The 17,604-nt window shown below is 61.1% G+C and carries 17 protein-coding genes; 7 read left to right on the top strand and 10 right to left on the bottom strand.

Annotated elements, in window-relative coordinates; genetic code table 11:
• The first annotated feature begins 25 nt into the window (after positions 1-25).
• A complete protein-coding gene (locus J5Y06_RS20350; protein WP_209337029.1) occupies positions 26-1,471 on the top strand; it encodes a cryptochrome/photolyase family protein in 1,446 nt (481 codons plus the stop codon).
• A gap of 82 nt (positions 1,472-1,553) precedes the next feature.
• Positions 1,554-2,924 (top strand): mechanosensitive ion channel family protein, encoded by a 1,371-nt coding sequence (locus tag J5Y06_RS20345; RefSeq protein WP_209337028.1) that lies wholly within the window; start codon positions 1,554-1,556, stop codon positions 2,922-2,924.
• On the opposite strand, the gene J5Y06_RS20340 is transcribed toward J5Y06_RS20345, so the two are convergent.
• Complete coding sequence (locus J5Y06_RS20340) at positions 2,881-3,384, bottom strand: Lrp/AsnC family transcriptional regulator (protein ID WP_342453470.1); 504 nt, start codon at positions 3,382-3,384, stop codon at positions 2,881-2,883. The two genes, J5Y06_RS20345 and J5Y06_RS20340, sit on opposite strands and share 44 nt — an antisense overlap.
• Positions 3,385-3,500: 116 nt before the next feature.
• Between J5Y06_RS20340 and ald the strand changes: the two genes are divergently transcribed.
• Entirely contained in the window at positions 3,501-4,616 is a 1,116-nt protein-coding gene (ald, locus tag J5Y06_RS20335) for an alanine dehydrogenase (protein ID WP_209337085.1), read from the top strand.
• A 51-nt stretch (positions 4,617-4,667) separates the two neighbouring features.
• Here ald and J5Y06_RS20330 read toward each other — a convergent pair whose 3' ends face one another.
• Positions 4,668-5,789 (bottom strand): anhydro-N-acetylmuramic acid kinase, encoded by a 1,122-nt coding sequence (locus J5Y06_RS20330; protein ID WP_209337026.1) that lies wholly within the window; start codon positions 5,787-5,789, stop codon positions 4,668-4,670.
• Between the two features lie 93 nt (positions 5,790-5,882).
• On the opposite strand from J5Y06_RS20330, the gene tyrS reads away from it, so the two are divergent.
• Positions 5,883-7,136: a tyrosine--tRNA ligase gene (gene tyrS / locus J5Y06_RS20325; protein WP_209337025.1), complete on the top strand. Its 1,254-nt coding sequence runs from the start codon at positions 5,883-5,885 to the stop codon at positions 7,134-7,136.
• A gap of 19 nt (positions 7,137-7,155) precedes the next feature.
• Here tyrS and J5Y06_RS20320 read toward each other — a convergent pair whose 3' ends face one another.
• Positions 7,156-10,566, bottom strand: coding sequence for a YhdP family protein (locus J5Y06_RS20320; RefSeq protein ID WP_209337024.1), 3,411 nt, complete (start codon positions 10,564-10,566; stop codon positions 7,156-7,158).
• Between the two features lie 87 nt (positions 10,567-10,653).
• Here J5Y06_RS20320 and J5Y06_RS20315 point away from each other — a divergent pair, with 87 nt between their 5' ends.
• Together J5Y06_RS20315 and J5Y06_RS20310 are read left to right on the top strand one after the other, a co-directional pair.
• Positions 10,654-11,124 (top strand): peroxiredoxin, encoded by a 471-nt coding sequence (locus J5Y06_RS20315; protein WP_209337023.1) that lies wholly within the window; start codon positions 10,654-10,656, stop codon positions 11,122-11,124.
• Between the two features lie 144 nt (positions 11,125-11,268).
• Positions 11,269-11,652: a helix-turn-helix domain-containing protein gene (locus J5Y06_RS20310; RefSeq protein WP_209337022.1), complete on the top strand. Its 384-nt coding sequence runs from the start codon at positions 11,269-11,271 to the stop codon at positions 11,650-11,652.
• Between the two features lie 2 nt (positions 11,653-11,654).
• Here the strand turns inward: J5Y06_RS20310 and J5Y06_RS20305 are convergent, their stop codons facing one another.
• The 7 genes from J5Y06_RS20305 to J5Y06_RS20275 all read right to left on the bottom strand — a co-directional run bounded on the left by J5Y06_RS20305 (position 11,655) and on the right by J5Y06_RS20275 (position 16,630).
• Positions 11,655-12,218 (bottom strand): Pycsar system effector family protein, encoded by a 564-nt coding sequence (locus tag J5Y06_RS20305; protein WP_209337021.1) that lies wholly within the window; start codon positions 12,216-12,218, stop codon positions 11,655-11,657.
• Positions 12,219-12,296: 78 nt separating this feature from the next.
• Positions 12,297-12,704 (bottom strand): DUF2155 domain-containing protein, encoded by a 408-nt coding sequence (locus J5Y06_RS20300; protein WP_209337020.1) that lies wholly within the window; start codon positions 12,702-12,704, stop codon positions 12,297-12,299.
• A gap of 79 nt (positions 12,705-12,783) precedes the next feature.
• Positions 12,784-13,185, bottom strand: a complete 402-nt coding sequence (locus J5Y06_RS20295; protein ID WP_209337019.1) for an NADH:ubiquinone oxidoreductase subunit NDUFA12 — start codon at positions 13,183-13,185, stop codon at positions 12,784-12,786.
• Positions 13,186-13,287: 102 nt separating this feature from the next.
• Positions 13,288-13,782, bottom strand: a complete 495-nt coding sequence (locus J5Y06_RS20290) for a GNAT family N-acetyltransferase (RefSeq protein WP_209337018.1) — start codon at positions 13,780-13,782, stop codon at positions 13,288-13,290.
• The gene (gene gatB, locus J5Y06_RS20285) at positions 13,779-15,281 is read right to left on the bottom strand and encodes an Asp-tRNA(Asn)/Glu-tRNA(Gln) amidotransferase subunit GatB (RefSeq protein WP_209337017.1); all 1,503 of its coding nucleotides are present in this window, start codon (positions 15,279-15,281) and stop codon (positions 13,779-13,781) included. Before gatB ends, J5Y06_RS20290 begins: the two co-directional genes overlap by 4 nt.
• A gap of 112 nt (positions 15,282-15,393) precedes the next feature.
• Positions 15,394-15,825, bottom strand: a complete 432-nt coding sequence (locus J5Y06_RS20280; protein ID WP_209337016.1) for a CBS domain-containing protein — start codon at positions 15,823-15,825, stop codon at positions 15,394-15,396.
• A gap of 73 nt (positions 15,826-15,898) precedes the next feature.
• Positions 15,899-16,630 (bottom strand): rhomboid family intramembrane serine protease, encoded by a 732-nt coding sequence (locus tag J5Y06_RS20275; RefSeq protein WP_209337015.1) that lies wholly within the window; start codon positions 16,628-16,630, stop codon positions 15,899-15,901.
• Between the two features lie 309 nt (positions 16,631-16,939).
• Here J5Y06_RS20275 and J5Y06_RS20270 point away from each other — a divergent pair, with 309 nt between their 5' ends.
• Complete coding sequence (locus J5Y06_RS20270) at positions 16,940-17,578, top strand: PAS domain-containing protein (protein ID WP_209337014.1); 639 nt, start codon at positions 16,940-16,942, stop codon at positions 17,576-17,578.
• Positions 17,579-17,604: the final 26 nt, after the last annotated feature.

The raw sequence follows: 17,604 nt of genomic DNA, 5'->3' as shown, positions 1-17,604 counted from the left end.
AGCATAACTCGTTCGAGCAGGCGCAATGTCGGCCAAGCAGGCTTCCAAACCCACCATCGTTCTTTTCCGCGACGATCTGCGCGTCGCTGACAATCATGCCCTCTACGCCGCGCACGAGACGGGTAAACCAATCATCCCGGTCTTTATCCTAGACCATCATCCCCAACATGGCCGCGGGCCGGGGGGTGCACGGCTTTGGTGGTTGCACCATTCTGTTGCCGAACTTTCCGATCGACTGGACGGGTTGGGCGCGCCGCTGCTGCTGCGCCGGGGCCGGCAGAACGATGTGGTGCGCCAACTGGTTGGCGAAAGCGGCGCAAGCGCGGTTTACTGGAACCGACGCTATGATCCCGCAAACGAAGCGGATGCGGAACTGAAGCGCGTGCTCGGGGAAAACGGCATCGAGGCAAAGAGCTTCGAAGGCGCGCTGTTGCATGAGCCGACGCAGCTCACAACCGGTGCCGGCACGCCCTACAAGGTGTTTGGTGCATTCTGGCGGGCGCTGAACAACAGCCTCCATCCCCGCGATCCGATGCCTGCGCCCAAGAAGCTCGCAGGCTTTAATGACAGAAAACTGCAAAGTGACACGCTTGCCGATTGGAAGCTGCTGCCAACGAACCCGGACTGGAGCACGGGATTTGACGAGTTCTGCAAGCCCGGCGAAACGGCTGCGCACGAAGCGCTTCATGACTTCGTGCGCGCGCGGCTGCAGGACTATGGGGAAGCGCGCAATTTCCCCGGCCGCAAAGGCTCGTCGCAGCTATCAGCCTACCTCGCCCACGGCGAGCTGACGCCGTTCCAGGTACATCAGGTGGTGAATGCCAACCACGCTGGAGACGGGCAAGGCTTCCTGCGCGAGATCGGCTGGCGCGAGTTCAATTACCATCTCCTGTTCCACAAACCCGACCTGCACCTTTCGAACGTCGACAAAAGCTTCGATGCCTTTCCTTGGCAATCCGCACCAGACGCCTTGAAGGCGTGGCAGCGCGGCCGGACCGGTTATCCCATTGTCGATGCCGGCATGCGCCAGCTTTGGCAAACCGGCTGGATGCACAATCGCGTGCGGCTGATCACCGGATCCTTCCTGGTGAAGCATCTGCTGATCGACTGGCGCGAGGGCGAGCGCTGGTTTTGGGATACGCTGGTGGACGCCGATCCCGCCAACAACCCCGCAAACTGGCAGTGGATTGCCGGCTCTGGGGCCGATGCCGCGCCATTCTTCCGGATCTTCAACCCGATCTTGCAAGGCGAAAAATTCGACGGCGACGGCAGCTATGTCCGTCGCTTCGTGCCGGAAGTCGCAGGCTTGCCGGACAAGTACCTCCACAAGCCCTGGACCGCGCCCGCCAATGTCTTGGCCAAAGCCAAGGTCGAGCTCGGCAAGACTTACCCCCGTCCTGTTGTGGATCATGCGGCGGCGCGGACCCAAGCATTAGAAGCCTACCGCTCCACACGCAACGGCCCTTCTTAAACGACGCGTAACATGGGCAAGCAACTTGCAAGCTCCGGACACGTTCACGAAACTCGTGGGGCACGCCTGATGGGGAAACCGCATGCCATCTGAACTCGAGCAACTTGGCGACGCCCTCGCTCGAGAAGCACAACGCTGGGCGGGTGCGACCGATCTCACCTGGCTTCTGGTGCAAGCTGGTGTGCTCGTTTTGCTGTTTCTCCTTGCAAAGCTGATCGCAACGCGCATCGAGCCGTCGCTGGACGAGCGAGCTCGCCGCATTCGGCATCAGCGGGGTCTGCTGCGCATGATCGCGGCGCTCCTGCGCCGGCTGCATTGGCCGATCTTCATAGCGCTTTTGTTTCTGGCAATCACCGCCATCCGCGCCTTCAGCCTGAGACAGACCGTCCTCCTGTCGCTGGCGCTTGCCCTTGCAGCCGCGTGGTTCGTCACGGTTGTCCTATCGCGCATCATCCGCAACCGGCTCGCAGCCAAAGCCGTGTCTTGGTGCGTGTGGATCCTCGTTGCCTTATTGATCCTGGGTCTCCTTGACGATGCTGCCGTTCTGCTCGACCGCGTCGCTCTGCCACTTGGCGCGACGCGCTTGTCGCTGCTGACGGTTCTGAAGACGCTAGCCTTGCTTGGAGCCGCTGTTTGGATCGCCAGCATCGCCGGAAGCTTCGTTGATCGAAAGCTGCGCACCACGGAGGGCCTGACTCCCTCCATGCAGGTGCTGCTGGGCAAGATCTTCAAGGTCGGGCTGATCGTGGTGGCGGTGCTTTTGGCCGTGTCGGCTGCCGGGCTGGACCTGACGACGCTCACGATCTTTTCCGGCGCAATCGGCGTCGGCCTGGGATTCGGCCTTCAGAAAGTGGTGTCGAACTTTATCTCCGGCATCATCATCCTGATGGATCGCTCCATCAAGCCGGGCGACACGATTACTGTCGGCGAGACCTTCGGGTGGATCCGTGAGCTGCGCGCTCGGTTCGTGTCGGTGGTGACGCGCGACGGGCGCGAATACCTGATCCCGAACGAGGACTTCATCACCGAGCGCGTGGTGAACTGGAGCTTTACCGACGAGCTCGTGCGTTTGGATATTACCTTTGGCGTTTCCTACAACAGCGACCCTCATCTGGTGACGAAGGTTGCCATCGAAGCGGCCTCAGGCGTGGCCAGGGTGGAAGCCGACCGGCGGCCGGTCTGCTGGATCACCGGCTTCGGCGACTCGTCGATCGACTTCCTGCTACGCTTCTGGATCCACGATCCGCAGCAGGGCCTCACCAATGTTCGTGGCAAGGTCTACCTGGCGCTTTGGGACGCCTTCAAGGCCAACAACATCGAGATCCCATTCCCGGTGCGGGATGTGATCTTGCGCTCGCCACCGGTTGGAACCAAGGTGTTCGATCTTGATGCCGACGGCGACCAGCCGCTCAGGCCAGCTCCGTCTTCAAGCCAATCGCCGTCCGGTCGATGATCTCGCGCATGGCGAAGGCCGAGTTGATGCGGGTGACATGCGGCATGGCTGACAGCCATTCCTTGTGGATGCGCTCGTAGTCGGCGAGGTCGCGCGCCGCAATCCGCAGGATGTAGTCGTACTCACCCGTCATCAGGTGGCAGGACAGGACATTCGGGCAACGCTTGATGGCCGCTTCGAACTCCGACAGCGTTTTCTCGAACTGGCCCGACAAAGAGATGTGCACGATAGCTGTCATCGGGTGGCCGAGACCGGCGCTTGAGATCTGTGCGTGGTAGCCCCTGATCGTGCCGTTCTTTTCCAGGAGATCAAGACGTCGGGAGCAGGCGGACTGCGACAGCCCCACTTTTTCCGCCAGGGCTGCGTTGGAGATACGACCGTCGCGCTGAAGAGTGTCCAGAATGGCGAGATCGATGCGATCCAGGGTCGAAATGGCAAGATCCTTCGAAGAATACGGCACTGAAAGCAAGAATCTCCCATTTCCACAAGGAGATGCAAGCTGCAACGCAAGGACATGCGGCACGTTTTGCTGTTTCATGCCCATTCGAGGGATGCAACAAAATGGGAGTGCAAACAATGCGCGTCGGCTGCCCCAAGGAAATCAAGAACCACGAATACCGCGTTGGCCTGACCCCCGGCTCGGTTCGCGAATATGTCACTCATGGCCACCAGGTGCTGGTGGAAACCGGTGCCGGTGCGGGCATTGGCGCCAATGACGACGCTTATCGCGCCGCCGGTGCGACGATCGCCAAAACGGCGGAAGAAGTGTTCGCCAAGTCCGACATGATCGTAAAGGTCAAGGAACCGCAGCCGAACGAATGGGTGCAACTGCGTGAAAACCAAATCCTGTACACCTATCTCCATCTGGCTCCGGACGCAGAACAAACGAAAGGCCTGCTGACCTCCGGCGTGACGGCCGTCGCTTATGAAACCGTAACGGATGACCGTGGCGGGCTGCCGTTGCTAGCACCGATGTCGGAAGTGGCGGGACGCCTCGCGATCCAGGCCGGTGCAACAGCGCTACAGAAAGCCAATGGCGGCCGCGGCGTGCTGCTGGGTGGCGTACCGGGCGTTTTGCCGGGCAAGGTCACGGTGATCGGCGGCGGCGTCGTCGGTCTCCATTCCGCGAAAATGGCGGTTGGCCTCGGCGCCGATGTGACCATCCTCGACCGCTCCATTCCGCGCCTGCGTCAGTTGGACGACATTTTCAATGGCCGCGTGCACACGCGCTATTCCACCGTTGAAGCGCTGGAAGAAGAATGCTTCTCGGCTGACGTGGTTGTGGGTGCCGTGCTTATCCCCGGTGCGGCTGCACCCAAGCTGGTGTCCCGCGAGATGCTGTCGGGAATGAAAAAGGGCGCAGTGCTCGTCGATGTCGCCATCGACCAGGGCGGCTGTTTCGAAACCAGCCACGCCACAACCCATGCCGATCCGACCTATGAAGTCGATGGCGTGATCCACTACTGCGTTGCCAACATGCCGGGCGCAGTGCCCGTAACGTCAGCCCATGCGCTCAACAACGCCACGCTGCAGTATGGATTGGCGCTCGCGAACAAGGGCATCAAGGCACTGGTGGACGAGCCGCATCTGCGCAATGGCTTGAACGTCCACAAGGGTCGCATCACCAATGCTGCTGTGGCGGAAGCACTCGGCTACGATCTTGCCGAGCCGAAGGCCGTACTCGCCGCCTGATCTGGTGGCATGTTTCAGCAAAAACCCGCCGGAGCGATCCGGCGGGTTTTCTTATGGCTGAACCAGAACACCGCCCGGCATTGGCTTCCTGCATCCCGTTGTGGCGGGCCAGGTCAGCGGCAGTCCCTGCTGCGAACGCACGGCAAGATACGCCCATGCCTCGGCTTCCATGGCATCGCCATCTAAACCGACGTCTTCAGCTGCAACGACAACTGTTCCCGTGGTCCCCGCAAGTCTCCGAAGATCCCCCACGATATGAGGGTTCTTGCGTCCACCGCCGCAGAGGATCCAGAGCTCGGGCTCTTCCGGCATGTGGTTGCGCGCGGCAAACACCGCTTCGGCCGCAAGCGCTGCCAGCGTGCGGGCGCCATCGCTGAGGCTCAGGCCCTCCAGCCCAGCAAGGCTGAAATCCCCGCGATCAAGTGACTTCGGCGCAGGGTAGGAGAAGAACGGCAGACGCAGATAATCGCCAACGATCTTGGCACTAGACGATCCTTTTGCCGCCGTGTTGCCATCCTCATCGAAAGCCATGTCGCCTTCTCGCTGCATCCACTGGTCGATCAGCTGGTTTCCGGGTCCGCTGTCGAATGCAATCGGGTCGCCATCCGCCGGCACATAGGTGACGTTGGAGATGCCGCCGATGTTGACGAACGCGACTGGCATCTTCGCGCGAAAATCCGGAGCCAGACTGTTCGCCAGTGCCTGATGGTAGGCCGGCACCAAAGGTGCCCCCTGCCCGCCGGCCGTCATGTCGGCTGCACGCATGTCGTAAACCACAGGCAGCCCTGTTTCGCGCGCAAGCAAGGCACCGTCCCCAAGCTGCACAGTGAGCGCTTCACCCGGGCGGTGCAGAATGGTTTGCCCGTGAAAGCCTACCAGTTCCGCTCGCCAATCCTGATATTGAGTCCGGAACGCCTGAACCGCTTGAGCATGGCGAAGCGTCAGATCGCGCTCAAGCTCAGCGAGGTCACCGGGCCGCTCGGCTCTCTTCGCAATCGTTTTCGCTGTCTTCAAACCAGCTTCGATGCGGGCGCGAAAAGCATCGTCATAAGGCACAAACAGCGACGGTCCCTGTTGGACGACGGCCTCGCCGTCCGTGCGCAAAACGGCGACGTCGATGCCATCCATGGACGTGCCGCTCATCAAGCCGATTGCCGTCGTCAACGCCACCATGCGATCCCTTTGATTCCCTGTTCGGCGATGCTAAAGCCGCGCAGTCTTCCCGTTTCTTAACGGCCGAGCAATCAATCCCGAAAGTCTGGAACCATGCCCGCCTTCAAGTCCGATTTCCTGCGCACGCTTTCGGAGCGTGGCTTCATCCACCAGATCTCCGATGAGGCTGGTTTGGACGAGCTCTTTTCGCGCGAAATCGTGACAGGCTATATCGGCTTCGATCCGACGGCACCCAGCCTTCATGCCGGCGGGCTCATCCAGATCATGATGCTGCACTGGATGCAGAAAACCGGCCATCGTCCGATCGCCGTGATGGGCGGCGGCACGGGCATGGTGGGCGACCCGTCCTTCAAGGACGAAGCGCGCAAGCTCATGACGCCCGAGATCATCCAGACGAACATCGACGGCATCAAAAAGGTTTTCTCAAATTACCTGACCTTCGGCGACGGTCCACAAGACGCGTTGATGATCAACAATGCCGACTGGCTGCTCGATCTCAATTACCTCGAGTTCCTGCGCGATGTGGGTCGGCATTTCTCTGTTAATCGCATGCTGTCCTTTGACTCGGTGAAGACGCGGCTCGACCGCGAGCAGTCGCTGTCATTCCTCGAATTCAACTACATGATCCTGCAGGCCTATGACTTTGTCGAGTTGAACAAGCGCACCGGCACGCGGTTGCAGATGGGCGGCTCCGACCAGTGGGGCAACATCATCAACGGCATCGATCTCGGCCACCGCATGGAAACGCCGCAGCTTTATGCGTTGACCTCGCCGCTCTTGACCACATCATCGGGCGCCAAGATGGGCAAGTCCATGTCCGGTGCAGTGTGGCTCAACCCGGAGATGCTTTCGGCCTATGACTTCTGGCAGTACTGGCGCAACACGGAGGATGCCGACGTGTCGCGCTTCCTGAAGCTCTACACGACGCTGCCGATGGACGAGATCGCGCGTCTGTCGGCGCTGGGTGGCTCCGAGATCAACGAGGTGAAGAAGATCCTCGCCACCGAGATCACCGCTATGCTGCACGGCCGCGACAATGCCGAACAGGCTGCAGAAACGGCGCGCAAGACCTTCGAGGAAGGCGCGCTCGCCGCTGACCTGCCGACCATCGAAGTGCCGGCCGCCGATCTCGAAAGCGGCATCGGCCTGCTCGCCCTCATGGTGACGGCCAAGCTCGCGGCGACCAACAGCGAAGCGCGCCGGCATATCCAGGGCGGCGCTGTGCGCATCAACGATAAGCCCGTCAGCGATGAGCGCATGACGGTTGGTACCGGTGAAGTCGGCGAAAGCGGCGCCATAAAGCTGTCGCTGGGCAAGAAGAAGCACATCCTGGTGCGCGCGGCGTGAAAACACGCTGCGCCGGACATCAGAACTCAAAGATCGAGCGGAAGATGCCCGGCGCGATGGCCGAAATCGGGTTGATCTGAAGGTCCGGCTTCTTGGCATCACCCACAAGGCGGAAGGTGATGCCAATCAGGGCCCGATCACGTCCGTTGCCGAGGATCTGGCCGATCAGCGGAATTTCGCCGAAGATCCGGTTGACCCCATAGGCTGGCAAGAAGGTGCCGGTCATATCCATGTTGCCGTTTGGATCATAAACGGTTCCCTGGAAGCTTGCGCCGATAAACGGGCCACGCACGACACCGTCGGCCAGCCGCAGGAAGCCCGGGGCTTTTTCTATGCGCGTGAAGCCCCGCTCGAAGGAAACGCTGCTGGTGTCGATCTCGCGGTCCAGCGCCTGGTTCAGCGAACGTCCGTCAGCTGGCGCCGAGGACACGATGGAGCGCAGCTTCGGCTCACCGACAATCGAGAAGTCACGCGCATCCACGCTGCCGATCAAGGAGCGGCCGGTCGGGCCGGAAAGCGCCAGTTCTATGCGACCGCCGCGCATATACTCATACAGGTCAACAAACCGAAGAGCCGCGCCGGCGTCGGTTGATTGAACGCGTACGCTGCTGGTTCCCTTAACGCTGTCGGTTTGCACCGCAACCGCTCCGCCAGAAGCGAGAACCCCGCTGATGCGCAGCGCATTGCCTGCGCTTTCATAGGTTGCCGAGAGGTTGCTTAGCGATTCGCCAAAAAAGCCTCCCGCATTGTCGAGTGCAGCATCCAGCGAAACAGGTGTTTCATCCGCAGGCTTGCCGGCGGTGGCGGCTGAATCAGCCAGATATTTCTTGATCAGCGCCCGCGCGTCGAAGCGCGAGCCGCGCACGCGCACGGAATAGCCCTTGCCCTTCCGTTCGACGGTCAGTTGCGCATCATCCTCTCGGTTGAGGCGCACCTTGTTCATCTTCGCGGAAAGGAGGCCGTCCTTGTCCAGGCTCAGATCCCCGGCAACACTGAAGCTGTCGCCAGACAGCTCGAAATCGGAAAGGGTTGTCCGCCCGTCCTTCTGCGCAAGATTGAACTTCAGGCTCGCCGGTACGCCCACCCCCTTATTCCAGCCCACCCACGGGAGGCGGATCTCGGTGGCTGACAGTTCGGCCGTGACGCGTTGCTGCTCGGCCTGCGTGGCATCCACCGTGAGCTTCATCGGCCCGGAGACCAGCGTATCCAGGGCTGGAAAGTGCTTTCGCCTGGTCGCATCGTCGAGATCCAGCCGAACAGAGCGTTTTCGCTGAATACTGGCATTCCCGAGAGGCTCCACGAGATCAAGGTCGGCCGGAATGCCGTTCAGCCGAGCCTTGCCAGCAATGGTTGCACTCGCCTGGTTGATCGTGGCTGTTCCAGATGCTTCGGAAACGAGCTGTCCGGCGAAGGGCTTGGCAAATGCCAGGCCGTCATAGGCAAGCTCCACGCCCCAGTTCACCCGTTCACGCGGAACATTGTCGCTGAGGGGGATGCTGGCGTGCACGGTCCCCCAGATGTCGCCCTTGAGATCGCTCGGCTGCATGCCGAGAACCTGCATCGCGTTCATCGGCTCATGAGAGACCAGTTCAGCAATCGCGACCGCGTCGCCGGCAACGTCGAGAGTGAGTTCACCGACCGTGCCATCATGCTGATTTCCCGGGATCCGCAACGTGCCGTTGCTGATCGTCACGGGCTTGTTCTCGGCCATGGAAGCGACGCCTGCGGAAAGGGCGATCTCGGCGTCGTTCCCGCCAAAGGTCACGATGCCGTCGGCGTCATGCACGGGGGGGATGTCACCGTGAACATCGAATTCGGTGTTCTCGATCACAAAGCGGCCACTCGCTTCGTCGGCCCGGAAGGGGATGCCGTCACCCATCCGTCCTGGCGCGATCGCCAGTTTGATGGCGCTCTCGACGAGTTCCCCACCCCGGACGTGTTGAAGAACCCAGCGGCGGGCGTTCGGTGAAACAATGAACGGCCACAGCTGCTTGGCCGCAGCAATCGGCATAGCGGTGGTGGTCATGGTGGCTTGCAAGCCCGGCGCGCGTCGGCCGTCGAACTGCAATTCTCCGCGGCCGGTGAAGGCGCCGTCTCCGGCACTGACACGCAGGTCATCGACAAGGAGCTTCGAAGTTTCGGGGTTGTATGCGCCGACCAATCGCGACTGGATGGTCAGCGGCGGCTCAGACAAGCCTTCCGCCGCCAGTTGCGAACCGTCGCTCAGGATCTCGAAACGGTAGTTGCCGGCTGCCGCCTCAACGCCGGGGAGACCGGCGTCGGGAGCGAAATGCCCGTGAAAAGCCAGCTTCGACTGGCCCGTTTGCAGAACGGCGTGCTTGACCTCCAGCTTGTTTGTGCCGCCGACGAGTGCAAGCTGAAGCTCCGCATCCCCGGCAATGATGCCGTTCTTGCCGAGGTCGATCGCCGCCTGCGTCATGGACGCGCGCGCGTTGAGCCGGCTTGCCGCGCCACCCGCTGCTTCCGCACCCGCAACGTCGATGGCCAGAATGCCCAGCGAGGGGTCGACAGTTGCCGCGCCATCGTCGATCACGGGATCGTCCCGCTCGATTGGGTCGGAGTCGGCCGCAAAAACCAGGTCGCTGATCGGGGCATCCGGTGCATCCCGCGTGGCCGTGCCGCTGAGCGTCACGAGGCGCCCGTTTAGGTTGAGCTTGGCGGCAATCTCCAGATTGGCGCCTTCCCTCCTAAGCGTGGCGGACTGAACCACAAAGGTGCCGCCTTGCTCTCGGCCCGGAAGGACGATCTGAACGTTTTCAAGATCAAGCTCACGCGTCGCGCCGGAATCGAGCCCATTGAAGGCTCGGTGCAATCCATCGAACAGCGCGTTCAGAACCCGGTCCGGCTCGATCAAACCGTCCTTGTTCTTGAGCCCTGCCGCCCAATCCGCTTGTCCGTCCTGCTGTAGCGCACCGGCAACGATGCGCCCGTCCACAAGCGACGCGCTCCCCAGGCGAACCTGACCCTGAAGAAGTGGGAGCAGTTGCAGGCCGAAGCGCACCTCGCCTGCAGACACTTGGGGCCCGAGCGGGTTCTGGGCCGCCATTTCCACGGCAGACACCTGCAAGGACAGCAAGCGTGCGGAGTCAAACGAAATGCCGAGGGATCCGAGTGAAGCGAGAACAGGCTCGCCGGCAAACCGGCTTGCGGCACGTTCGGCCTGCAAGCGCAGCCGCTCTGTTCCAAGGCTCGGCAGGCCAATCCCTGCCACAAGGAAGCCGATCAGAAGAAAAAGAGCGACGCAGGCGCCAAACAGCATTCCTGCGCGATGGAACCGCCGCCGCTTTCTGAGCGGCCCGGGAGTGCCAAGGGTGACCGATGGCGGCGCAGCGGAGGGCATTGAGCCAAGATTGACGATCTCGTCGCGGCGGAAACGGATCTTCTTGTGCGCGCGACGCTCTTGTTCCAACGGGGTCGACAAGTCCTGACGAATGATGGACGAATCCAGGTGAGCCCTATATCTCGCGATGCAGTTCGAACGGCAAACGGTGAAACAATGGCAGAGCTTCAAATCGGCGACATCGCACCGGACTTCGAACTTCCACGCGATGGGGGCGGAACTATGTCACTGCAAGCGCTGAGAGGTCGCCCGGTGGTGCTTTACGCCTACCCGAAGGACGACACGAGCGGATGCACCGCGCAAGCGGTTGATTTCACCACCTTGAAACCGGCCTTCGAACAGAAGGGCATCACCGTGGTCGGCATCTCGCCGGACAGCGCCAAGAAACATGACAAGTTCAAGCAGAAGCACGGGCTCGACGTCGACCTGATAGCAGACGAGGAAAAGACGACGCTCCAAGCGCTCGGCGTTTGGAAGGAAAAGAGCATGTACGGGCGCAAGTATATGGGCGTCGAGCGATCCACCTTCCTAATCGACAAGGACGGCCGCTTGGCACAAATCTGGCGCAAGGTTTCGGTTCCCGGCCATGCACAGGAAGTGCTTGCAGCGGCAGAACAGCTCGTTTGAGCCAACCGGGACACGGACGGATTCTTTCTGCGGGCGACCTAACGATTGTTCAAGAAGCGTCGCATGGCGGCGCCGTGGCGGCCTTGCCTTGCCGCTTGCAAATGCTAGGTGTGGTCGGGTGTTTCACTGGTTCTGGGGGCAGCCGTGACCGTTATTCGCGCTTTTCCATCGCGCAGCGTCGATACCGATACGCTCGGCGGTCGCTTGTCGCGCACGCGTGACGCCCAGGGCATCAGCCTGGCCGCACTTGCGCGTCGGATCGGAACAAAGAAGCAAACGCTGATCGACTGGGAAAATGACCGGTCGGAGCCTAGCGTCGAGCGCCTTTCCCTGCTTGCGGGCGTTTTGAACGTTCACATGATGTGGCTGTTGCACGGCGTGGGCGACGCTCCGGCCGATGAGATCGGCCCGGATCCCCTCGCCTCGCTAAACGCTCAGATCGAGCGCTTGCGGCGGATCCATGAAGATACCGGCCGCATCATCGATCGCGTCAGCCGTGAGCTCCAGCGGCTGAACAACGGCGAATAGCGTCAGTTTGCAGCGGTAATCAGCAGTGCGACATAGGAAAGCACCGCCACGATCAGCGCTCTGAAGGCGCGTCCCACATACTGGTATTTCGCCTTGGCGATCAACGACAGGTTGGTCGCGTTTTCCATGTACTCGTTGAACAGGAAGTTCTGATCCATGCGGTCATGGGCCGCGCGCACCTCAAGCTGGTTGATGTGCCAGGTTCCCCAGAACAGCGATGTTGCCGAGGTCAGCCGCACCCGGGGAAGAACCACCAGGATCGCCGCGACCATCGAAAAGACCAGCGACCCGGCCAAGCATGCCGAGGCAATGATGGTTGGAATGTCGCCAGTGGTATACTGAGAGAAACGAAAAACGCCCCTGCCTTCCGTTGAGCTGATCATGAAAGCGAGAAGGAAGGTGAAGATATAGGCTGCCTTCTGGTCGGCCGCCTTCACCTGATCGTAGAAGGTGTCGTTCACCTTCTTCACGTGATCGAAATATTCGCGATCGCCGATCTTGTTTTCGACGATGATTGCCGTCGGCTCGCTTTGGAGCATCGGTTCCGGCTCGTTGAACTCGCTCATCCGCTCGCCCGCCTCGAATTAGTTTGCGGCGGTTGTAATGGCGAAGCAAAGGCGCTTGTTCAAGTGCGGAATGCAGCCTCAGTTCGAGGCAGTGGGGGCGGGAACATCGGAGTTCGGCTTGCAGGCCTTCAGCCACACGTCATAAACGGGATGTTCCACCGCGTTCAGGCCGGGACTCTCAGCAAACATCCAGCCGGTGAAGATGCGTCGGATCTTGCGGTCGAGCGTGATCTCGTCGACTTCGACAAAGGAGTCCGTGTTCGGCTCTTCGTTCTCCGCGCTTGCAAAGCAAACCCGCGGCGTCACCTGAAGAGCGCCGAACTGCACGGTCTCGTCGATATACACATCGAAGTTGATGATGCGGCCGGTGATCTTGTCGATGCCGGCAAACTCGGCCACGGGGTTCTTGATGCGCTCCGACAGGGCTGGCGAGACAGCCAGGGCGCTGAACAGCGCTGCCATCAAGATCCGCTTCGTGCGCTTCATCAGGTCCTCGGCAGAAAAACGCGACTCACCGCCGCCACTTTCGGATAAAGTGCGAATGTGGCGACAAAGATGCCGCGTGTCAGCTTCCCGGCGTCCAGGCGTCGTAATCGCCGTCGACGCGCGGCCGCTCGCCTTCCCGCAGAATGGAGCCCTTCGGGCGATAAGCCAAGGGTGTGCCGGTGAGATTGGGCTGATGGCCCTTTTCCCATTCACGAGGCGTGTAAGCCTCCGCCGTCGGAGGCGTGGTGACCCGGTGATGCATCCAGCCGTGCCAGCCGGGCGGAATGGAAGAAGCTTCGGAATAGCCGTTGTAGATCACCCAACGGCGCGTCATGCCGTCCGAGTTTTTCCCACCTTCGTAGTAAACGTTGCCGAACTCGTCCTGCCCGACCTTGGTGCCGTGCCGCCAAGTGTGAAAACGGGTGCCGAGGGTCTGCCCGTTCCACCAGGTGAAGAATTGCGTCAGGAATTTCTTCGACATCGCATTGTCCTTTGAGGTCACGCAATCCTGCACAGCAGGCAGACCATCAGAATGTCCGGGTTATGGCGTCCTGGAGCGGGATTGGCAAGGAGGCGAAAGGCCTCACACCAGCGACTTCTCGAAGATAAGAACGGTTCGTGCCATCTCACCCGCATGCACTTCGCGCCCGATCTCGGCGTATCCTTGAGTCCTGTAAAAGGCGATGGCGCGGCTGTTCTGCTCTTCGACTTCCAGGCGCAAAAGTTCCGATTCGAAGAAGGACTGCTCGATCTCCTCCAGAAGCATGCCGCCGATGCCCCTGCCCTGATGCAGTGGCAGGACATAAAGCTGGAACAGCGTCACGACCCGCCCGTCCTCGCCGGTTGCCGCCGCATAGGCGCAGCCGCACAAGCGCACGCCATCGTCGGCAACGAGGTAATCCGACCTCTCCCGCTCGAGCATGGCGGCAAGCGCCGCTTCTGAATGCCAGCGGGAAGTCAGTGCGGCCACGACATCTGCGCCGTAAAGCGCATCATAGGTGGCGTGCCACGTTTCCAGAAGCAGTGCCTGAAGCGCGGGAATATCCCGCACGCCAGCCGTGCGAACGTAAACGCTCAAGCGTCCAGTCCAAGTTTGGCTTTCACCAGATCATTGACGGCCTGCGGATTGGCTTTGCCCCCCGTGGCCTTCATGACCTGGCCCACGAACCAGCCCGCCATGGTCGGCTTGGCCTTGGCCTGTTCGACCTTGTCGGGATTGGCCGCAATGACCTCGTCCACAGCCTTCTCGATGGCTCCGGTATCGGTGACCTGCTTCAGGCCGCGTGTTTCCACCAGTTCCTTCGGGTCGCCGCCCTCGTTCCAGACGATCTCGAACAGATCCTTGGCAATCTTGCCGGAGATGGTGCCATCCTTGATGAGGTCGACGATGGCGCCCAGCTGACCAGGCGAAACCGGCGAGTCCTCGATGTCGCGGCCAGCCTTGTTCAGCGCACCGAGCAGTTCATTGATGACCCAGTTCGCGGAAAGCTTGCCGTCGCGGCCTTTCGCGACCTGCTCAAAATACGCGGCGATCGCCTTTTCTGAAACGAGGATCGAAGCGTCGTAGACAGAAAGGCCGAGCTCGTTGACGAGCCGCTTGCGCTTGTCGTCGGGGAGTTCCGGCAGTTCTGCCGCCAAAGCATCAACATAAGCCTGGTCGAATTCGAGCGGCAGAAGGTCGGGATCGGGGAAGTAGCGATAGTCATGCGCTTCTTCCTTGGAGCGCATGGAGCGGGTTTCGCCCTTGTTCGGGTCGAACAAGCGCGTTTCCTGATCGATTGCGCCGCCCTCTTCCAGGATCGCGATCTGACGGCGTGCTTCGTAGTCGATCGCCTGCCCGACGAAGCGAATGGAGTTGACGTTCTTGATCTCGCAACGCGTGCCGAACGGGTCGCCCGGCTTGCGGACCGACACGTTCACGTCGGCACGCATCGATCCTTCGTCCATGTTGCCGTCGCAGGTGCCGAGGTAGCGCAGAATGGTCCGCAGCTTGGTGACGTAAGCCTTGGCCTCATCGGCCGAACGCATGTCCGGTTTTGACACGATCTCCATCAGCGCCACGCCTGAGCGGTTGAGGTCGACGAAGGACATGGTTGGATGCTGGTCATGCATCGACTTGCCGGCATCCTGTTCCAGATGCAGCCGCTCAACGCCGACTTCGATATCCTCGAAATTGCCCTGCCGGTCCGGACCGACCGAGATGATGATCTTGCCCTCGCCGACGATTGGCTGCTTGAACTGCGAGATCTGGTAGCCCTGCGGCAGATCAGGATAAAAGTAGTTCTTCCGGTCGAACACCGACTTGTGGTTGATCTGCGCCTTGAGGCCGAGGCCCGTGCGGATCGCCTGCCGCACGCATTCCTCGTTGATCACCGGCAGCATGCCGGGCATCGCCGCGTCCACAAGGCTGACATTCTCGTTTGGCGCGGCGCCAAAGGTCGTGGATGCGCCGGAAAACAGTTTCGCCTCGGATGTTACCTGCGCGTGAACTTCCAGGCCGATAATGATTTCCCAATCGCCGGTGGCGCCAGGAAGGAAGCGTTTGGGATCAGGCGTGCGCGTGTCGACGATGGTCATGGGCGAAGTCCGAACAGAAGGTGGCGGGCAAAGTCACTCGCATCTAGCCACCTCGCCACCCGAACGCAACAAAAGGCACGTAAGAAGCGATACAGGGCTGCACGGTCAGGGTTCAGCCTGTCGCGATGTAAAGCTTGATCTCTTCGGCTTCGCGCTCGACATCTTCGAGCCGACGCTTCACCACATCACCGATAGACACGATCCCGTCGAGAAAACCGTTCTTTTCAACCGGGATGTGCCGAAAGCGACCGGCCGTCATGATCTCCAGCAGATCACGGGTGTTCTGGTCATCGTGACAGGTCGTGACCTGCTTGGTCATCAGCGCTTCGACCGAACCTTGCAAGGCGGCGCTGCCGCTCTGTCCGATGGCGCGAACGACATCGCGCTCGGACAAGATGCCAACGATGCGGTTGAAGCTGTCCGTCACAACCAGGGCGCCAATACCCAGTTGCGCCAACAGAACGGCCGCTTCCTGCACCGTTCGATCGGGGCTGATCGTGGTGACGTCACGACCTTTCACCGCCAGGATGTCATTCACCGTCATGAGCGTACTCCTCCGGTCGTCCAATCCCTACGCCCTGCATCGTGCCTCGGGACAGCGATCCTGACAAGGCGGATCAACTACTCCCGATCTGGCGCGGCCGCGTCTCACCGAAGGCGCCCACAAACAGGAAGCCGACAAGAAAGCCGCCGATATGAGCTTCCCAGGCGACCGACGCGGACTCGCCGGGCGTCAGGTAACCCATTCCGGAGATGTAGTTGACGGCCGACCACACCACCAGGAAAACGACCACCGTGCGGGATGTCAGGCTTTCCAGGATCGTCAGCGGGCGTCCGGAAAACCGGCCATGGCCCAATGAGCGGTCGATGCGGAAGGCAAAGCGAGCCGCCGCGCCCATCATGCCGGAAATCGAGCCCGAAGCGCCCACCAGGGGAATGTTATCGAGGGGGTGGAGCGCATAGTGAAGGCCGACAGCGCCCAGGGTGGTCGCGACCCAGAACAAGAGGAAGCGACTGGTTCCGAGCCGGTTCGCCAACGGCGTTCCGAATGCAGCGAGCCAGACCATGTTGATGATCAGGTGAGGCCAGCCGCCATGGAGGAGCGAATAGCTCAAAGGGCTGGTGAACGCGTAGATGTCCAGGATGTAGTCGCCGGAATACCGAACAGGGATGAAGGCGGTGCGTACAAGAAGCGCCACATCCTGTTCGACACTCAACCCGTAGAAGCGCAGGATGTGGATGCCGACGCACAGCGCGATCGCTGCCAGCACCACCTTTGGTAGGTTGAACACCGGCTCTCTCGGAGGCGGATCGTCGAACTCGGTGTGATTCTCGGTTTGCTGTGTCATGACCTGCTTTTTGGACGAAAAAGAAGGCCGTTCAAGGTTTCCCTCGAACGGCCCCGGTCGAGCCCCACGCTCCCCAAAGATGATGCCATAACCGCGCTTCTCTGCGGTTTTTGCAGCGTGACCTGAAACAACGCCGCTGGCAACGTAAACCAACCGTTAACCTTAACCGACCCCTCCCGTGCACAGCCGGCAAGCCCGACTGGCACGCATCCTGCTCCGCGCCCCATGAAGGGCTTCGGGTGGCTCCAACATGTTCACCGATGGCACACCGACCGCGGCCTGGCGACGACACTGGAGAGACAGAACGAGATGAAGCTGCAGGGTTCAACAGAGCTGTTCCAATATTGGAATCGGCTGCGCGACGGGCGCCCTGCTCCCCAGCGGACCGAGATCGAGCCTGCTGACATCAAGAGCCTGCTTGCCGACACTTTTATCTTGGAGCTCGACGCGCGGGGAGCGGCCGTGTTCCGCTTGGCCGGAACCCGGCTTTGCGCCACCCATGGCCGAGAACTGAAGGGGTTCACATTCGCATCGCTCTGGATCGGCCGTGATCAAGCGATGATCGCGCGCCTTTACAACGCTGCCTTCACGGACAAGACGGTGATTTGCGTGACCTATCAGGGCCACACGGACACTCAGCGGCAGAACGAGTTCGAGCTGCTGCTCCTTCCGCTTTCGGGTGGCCGTGAAAGTCCGCGCTGCCTGGGAATCGTTAGCGCCGCAACGCGCCCGTTCTGGCTAGGCGCCGATCCAATCCGCTTCAACGTCGTGGACACCGTCCGGGTGATCGACGCCGACCTCGAGCCCATGTTCCTGAAAAACCGCCCAGCTGTTGAAGTGCCCTCCCTCGCGCCGGGTTCCCGCCACCTGACGGACCTCCGGGAGCCAAACGTCGCAGGACGACGGATCCGTCACCTCGTTGTTTTCGATGGGGGACGCGAGGGATAACGGGGAAGAACAGGCCCAGCCTGTGA

This window comes from Tianweitania sediminis (assembly GCF_017813335.1).
Taxonomy (GTDB): Bacteria; Pseudomonadota; Alphaproteobacteria; order Rhizobiales; family Rhizobiaceae; genus Tianweitania; species Tianweitania sediminis.
This window is presented reverse-complemented; position numbering and strand designations above follow the sequence as displayed.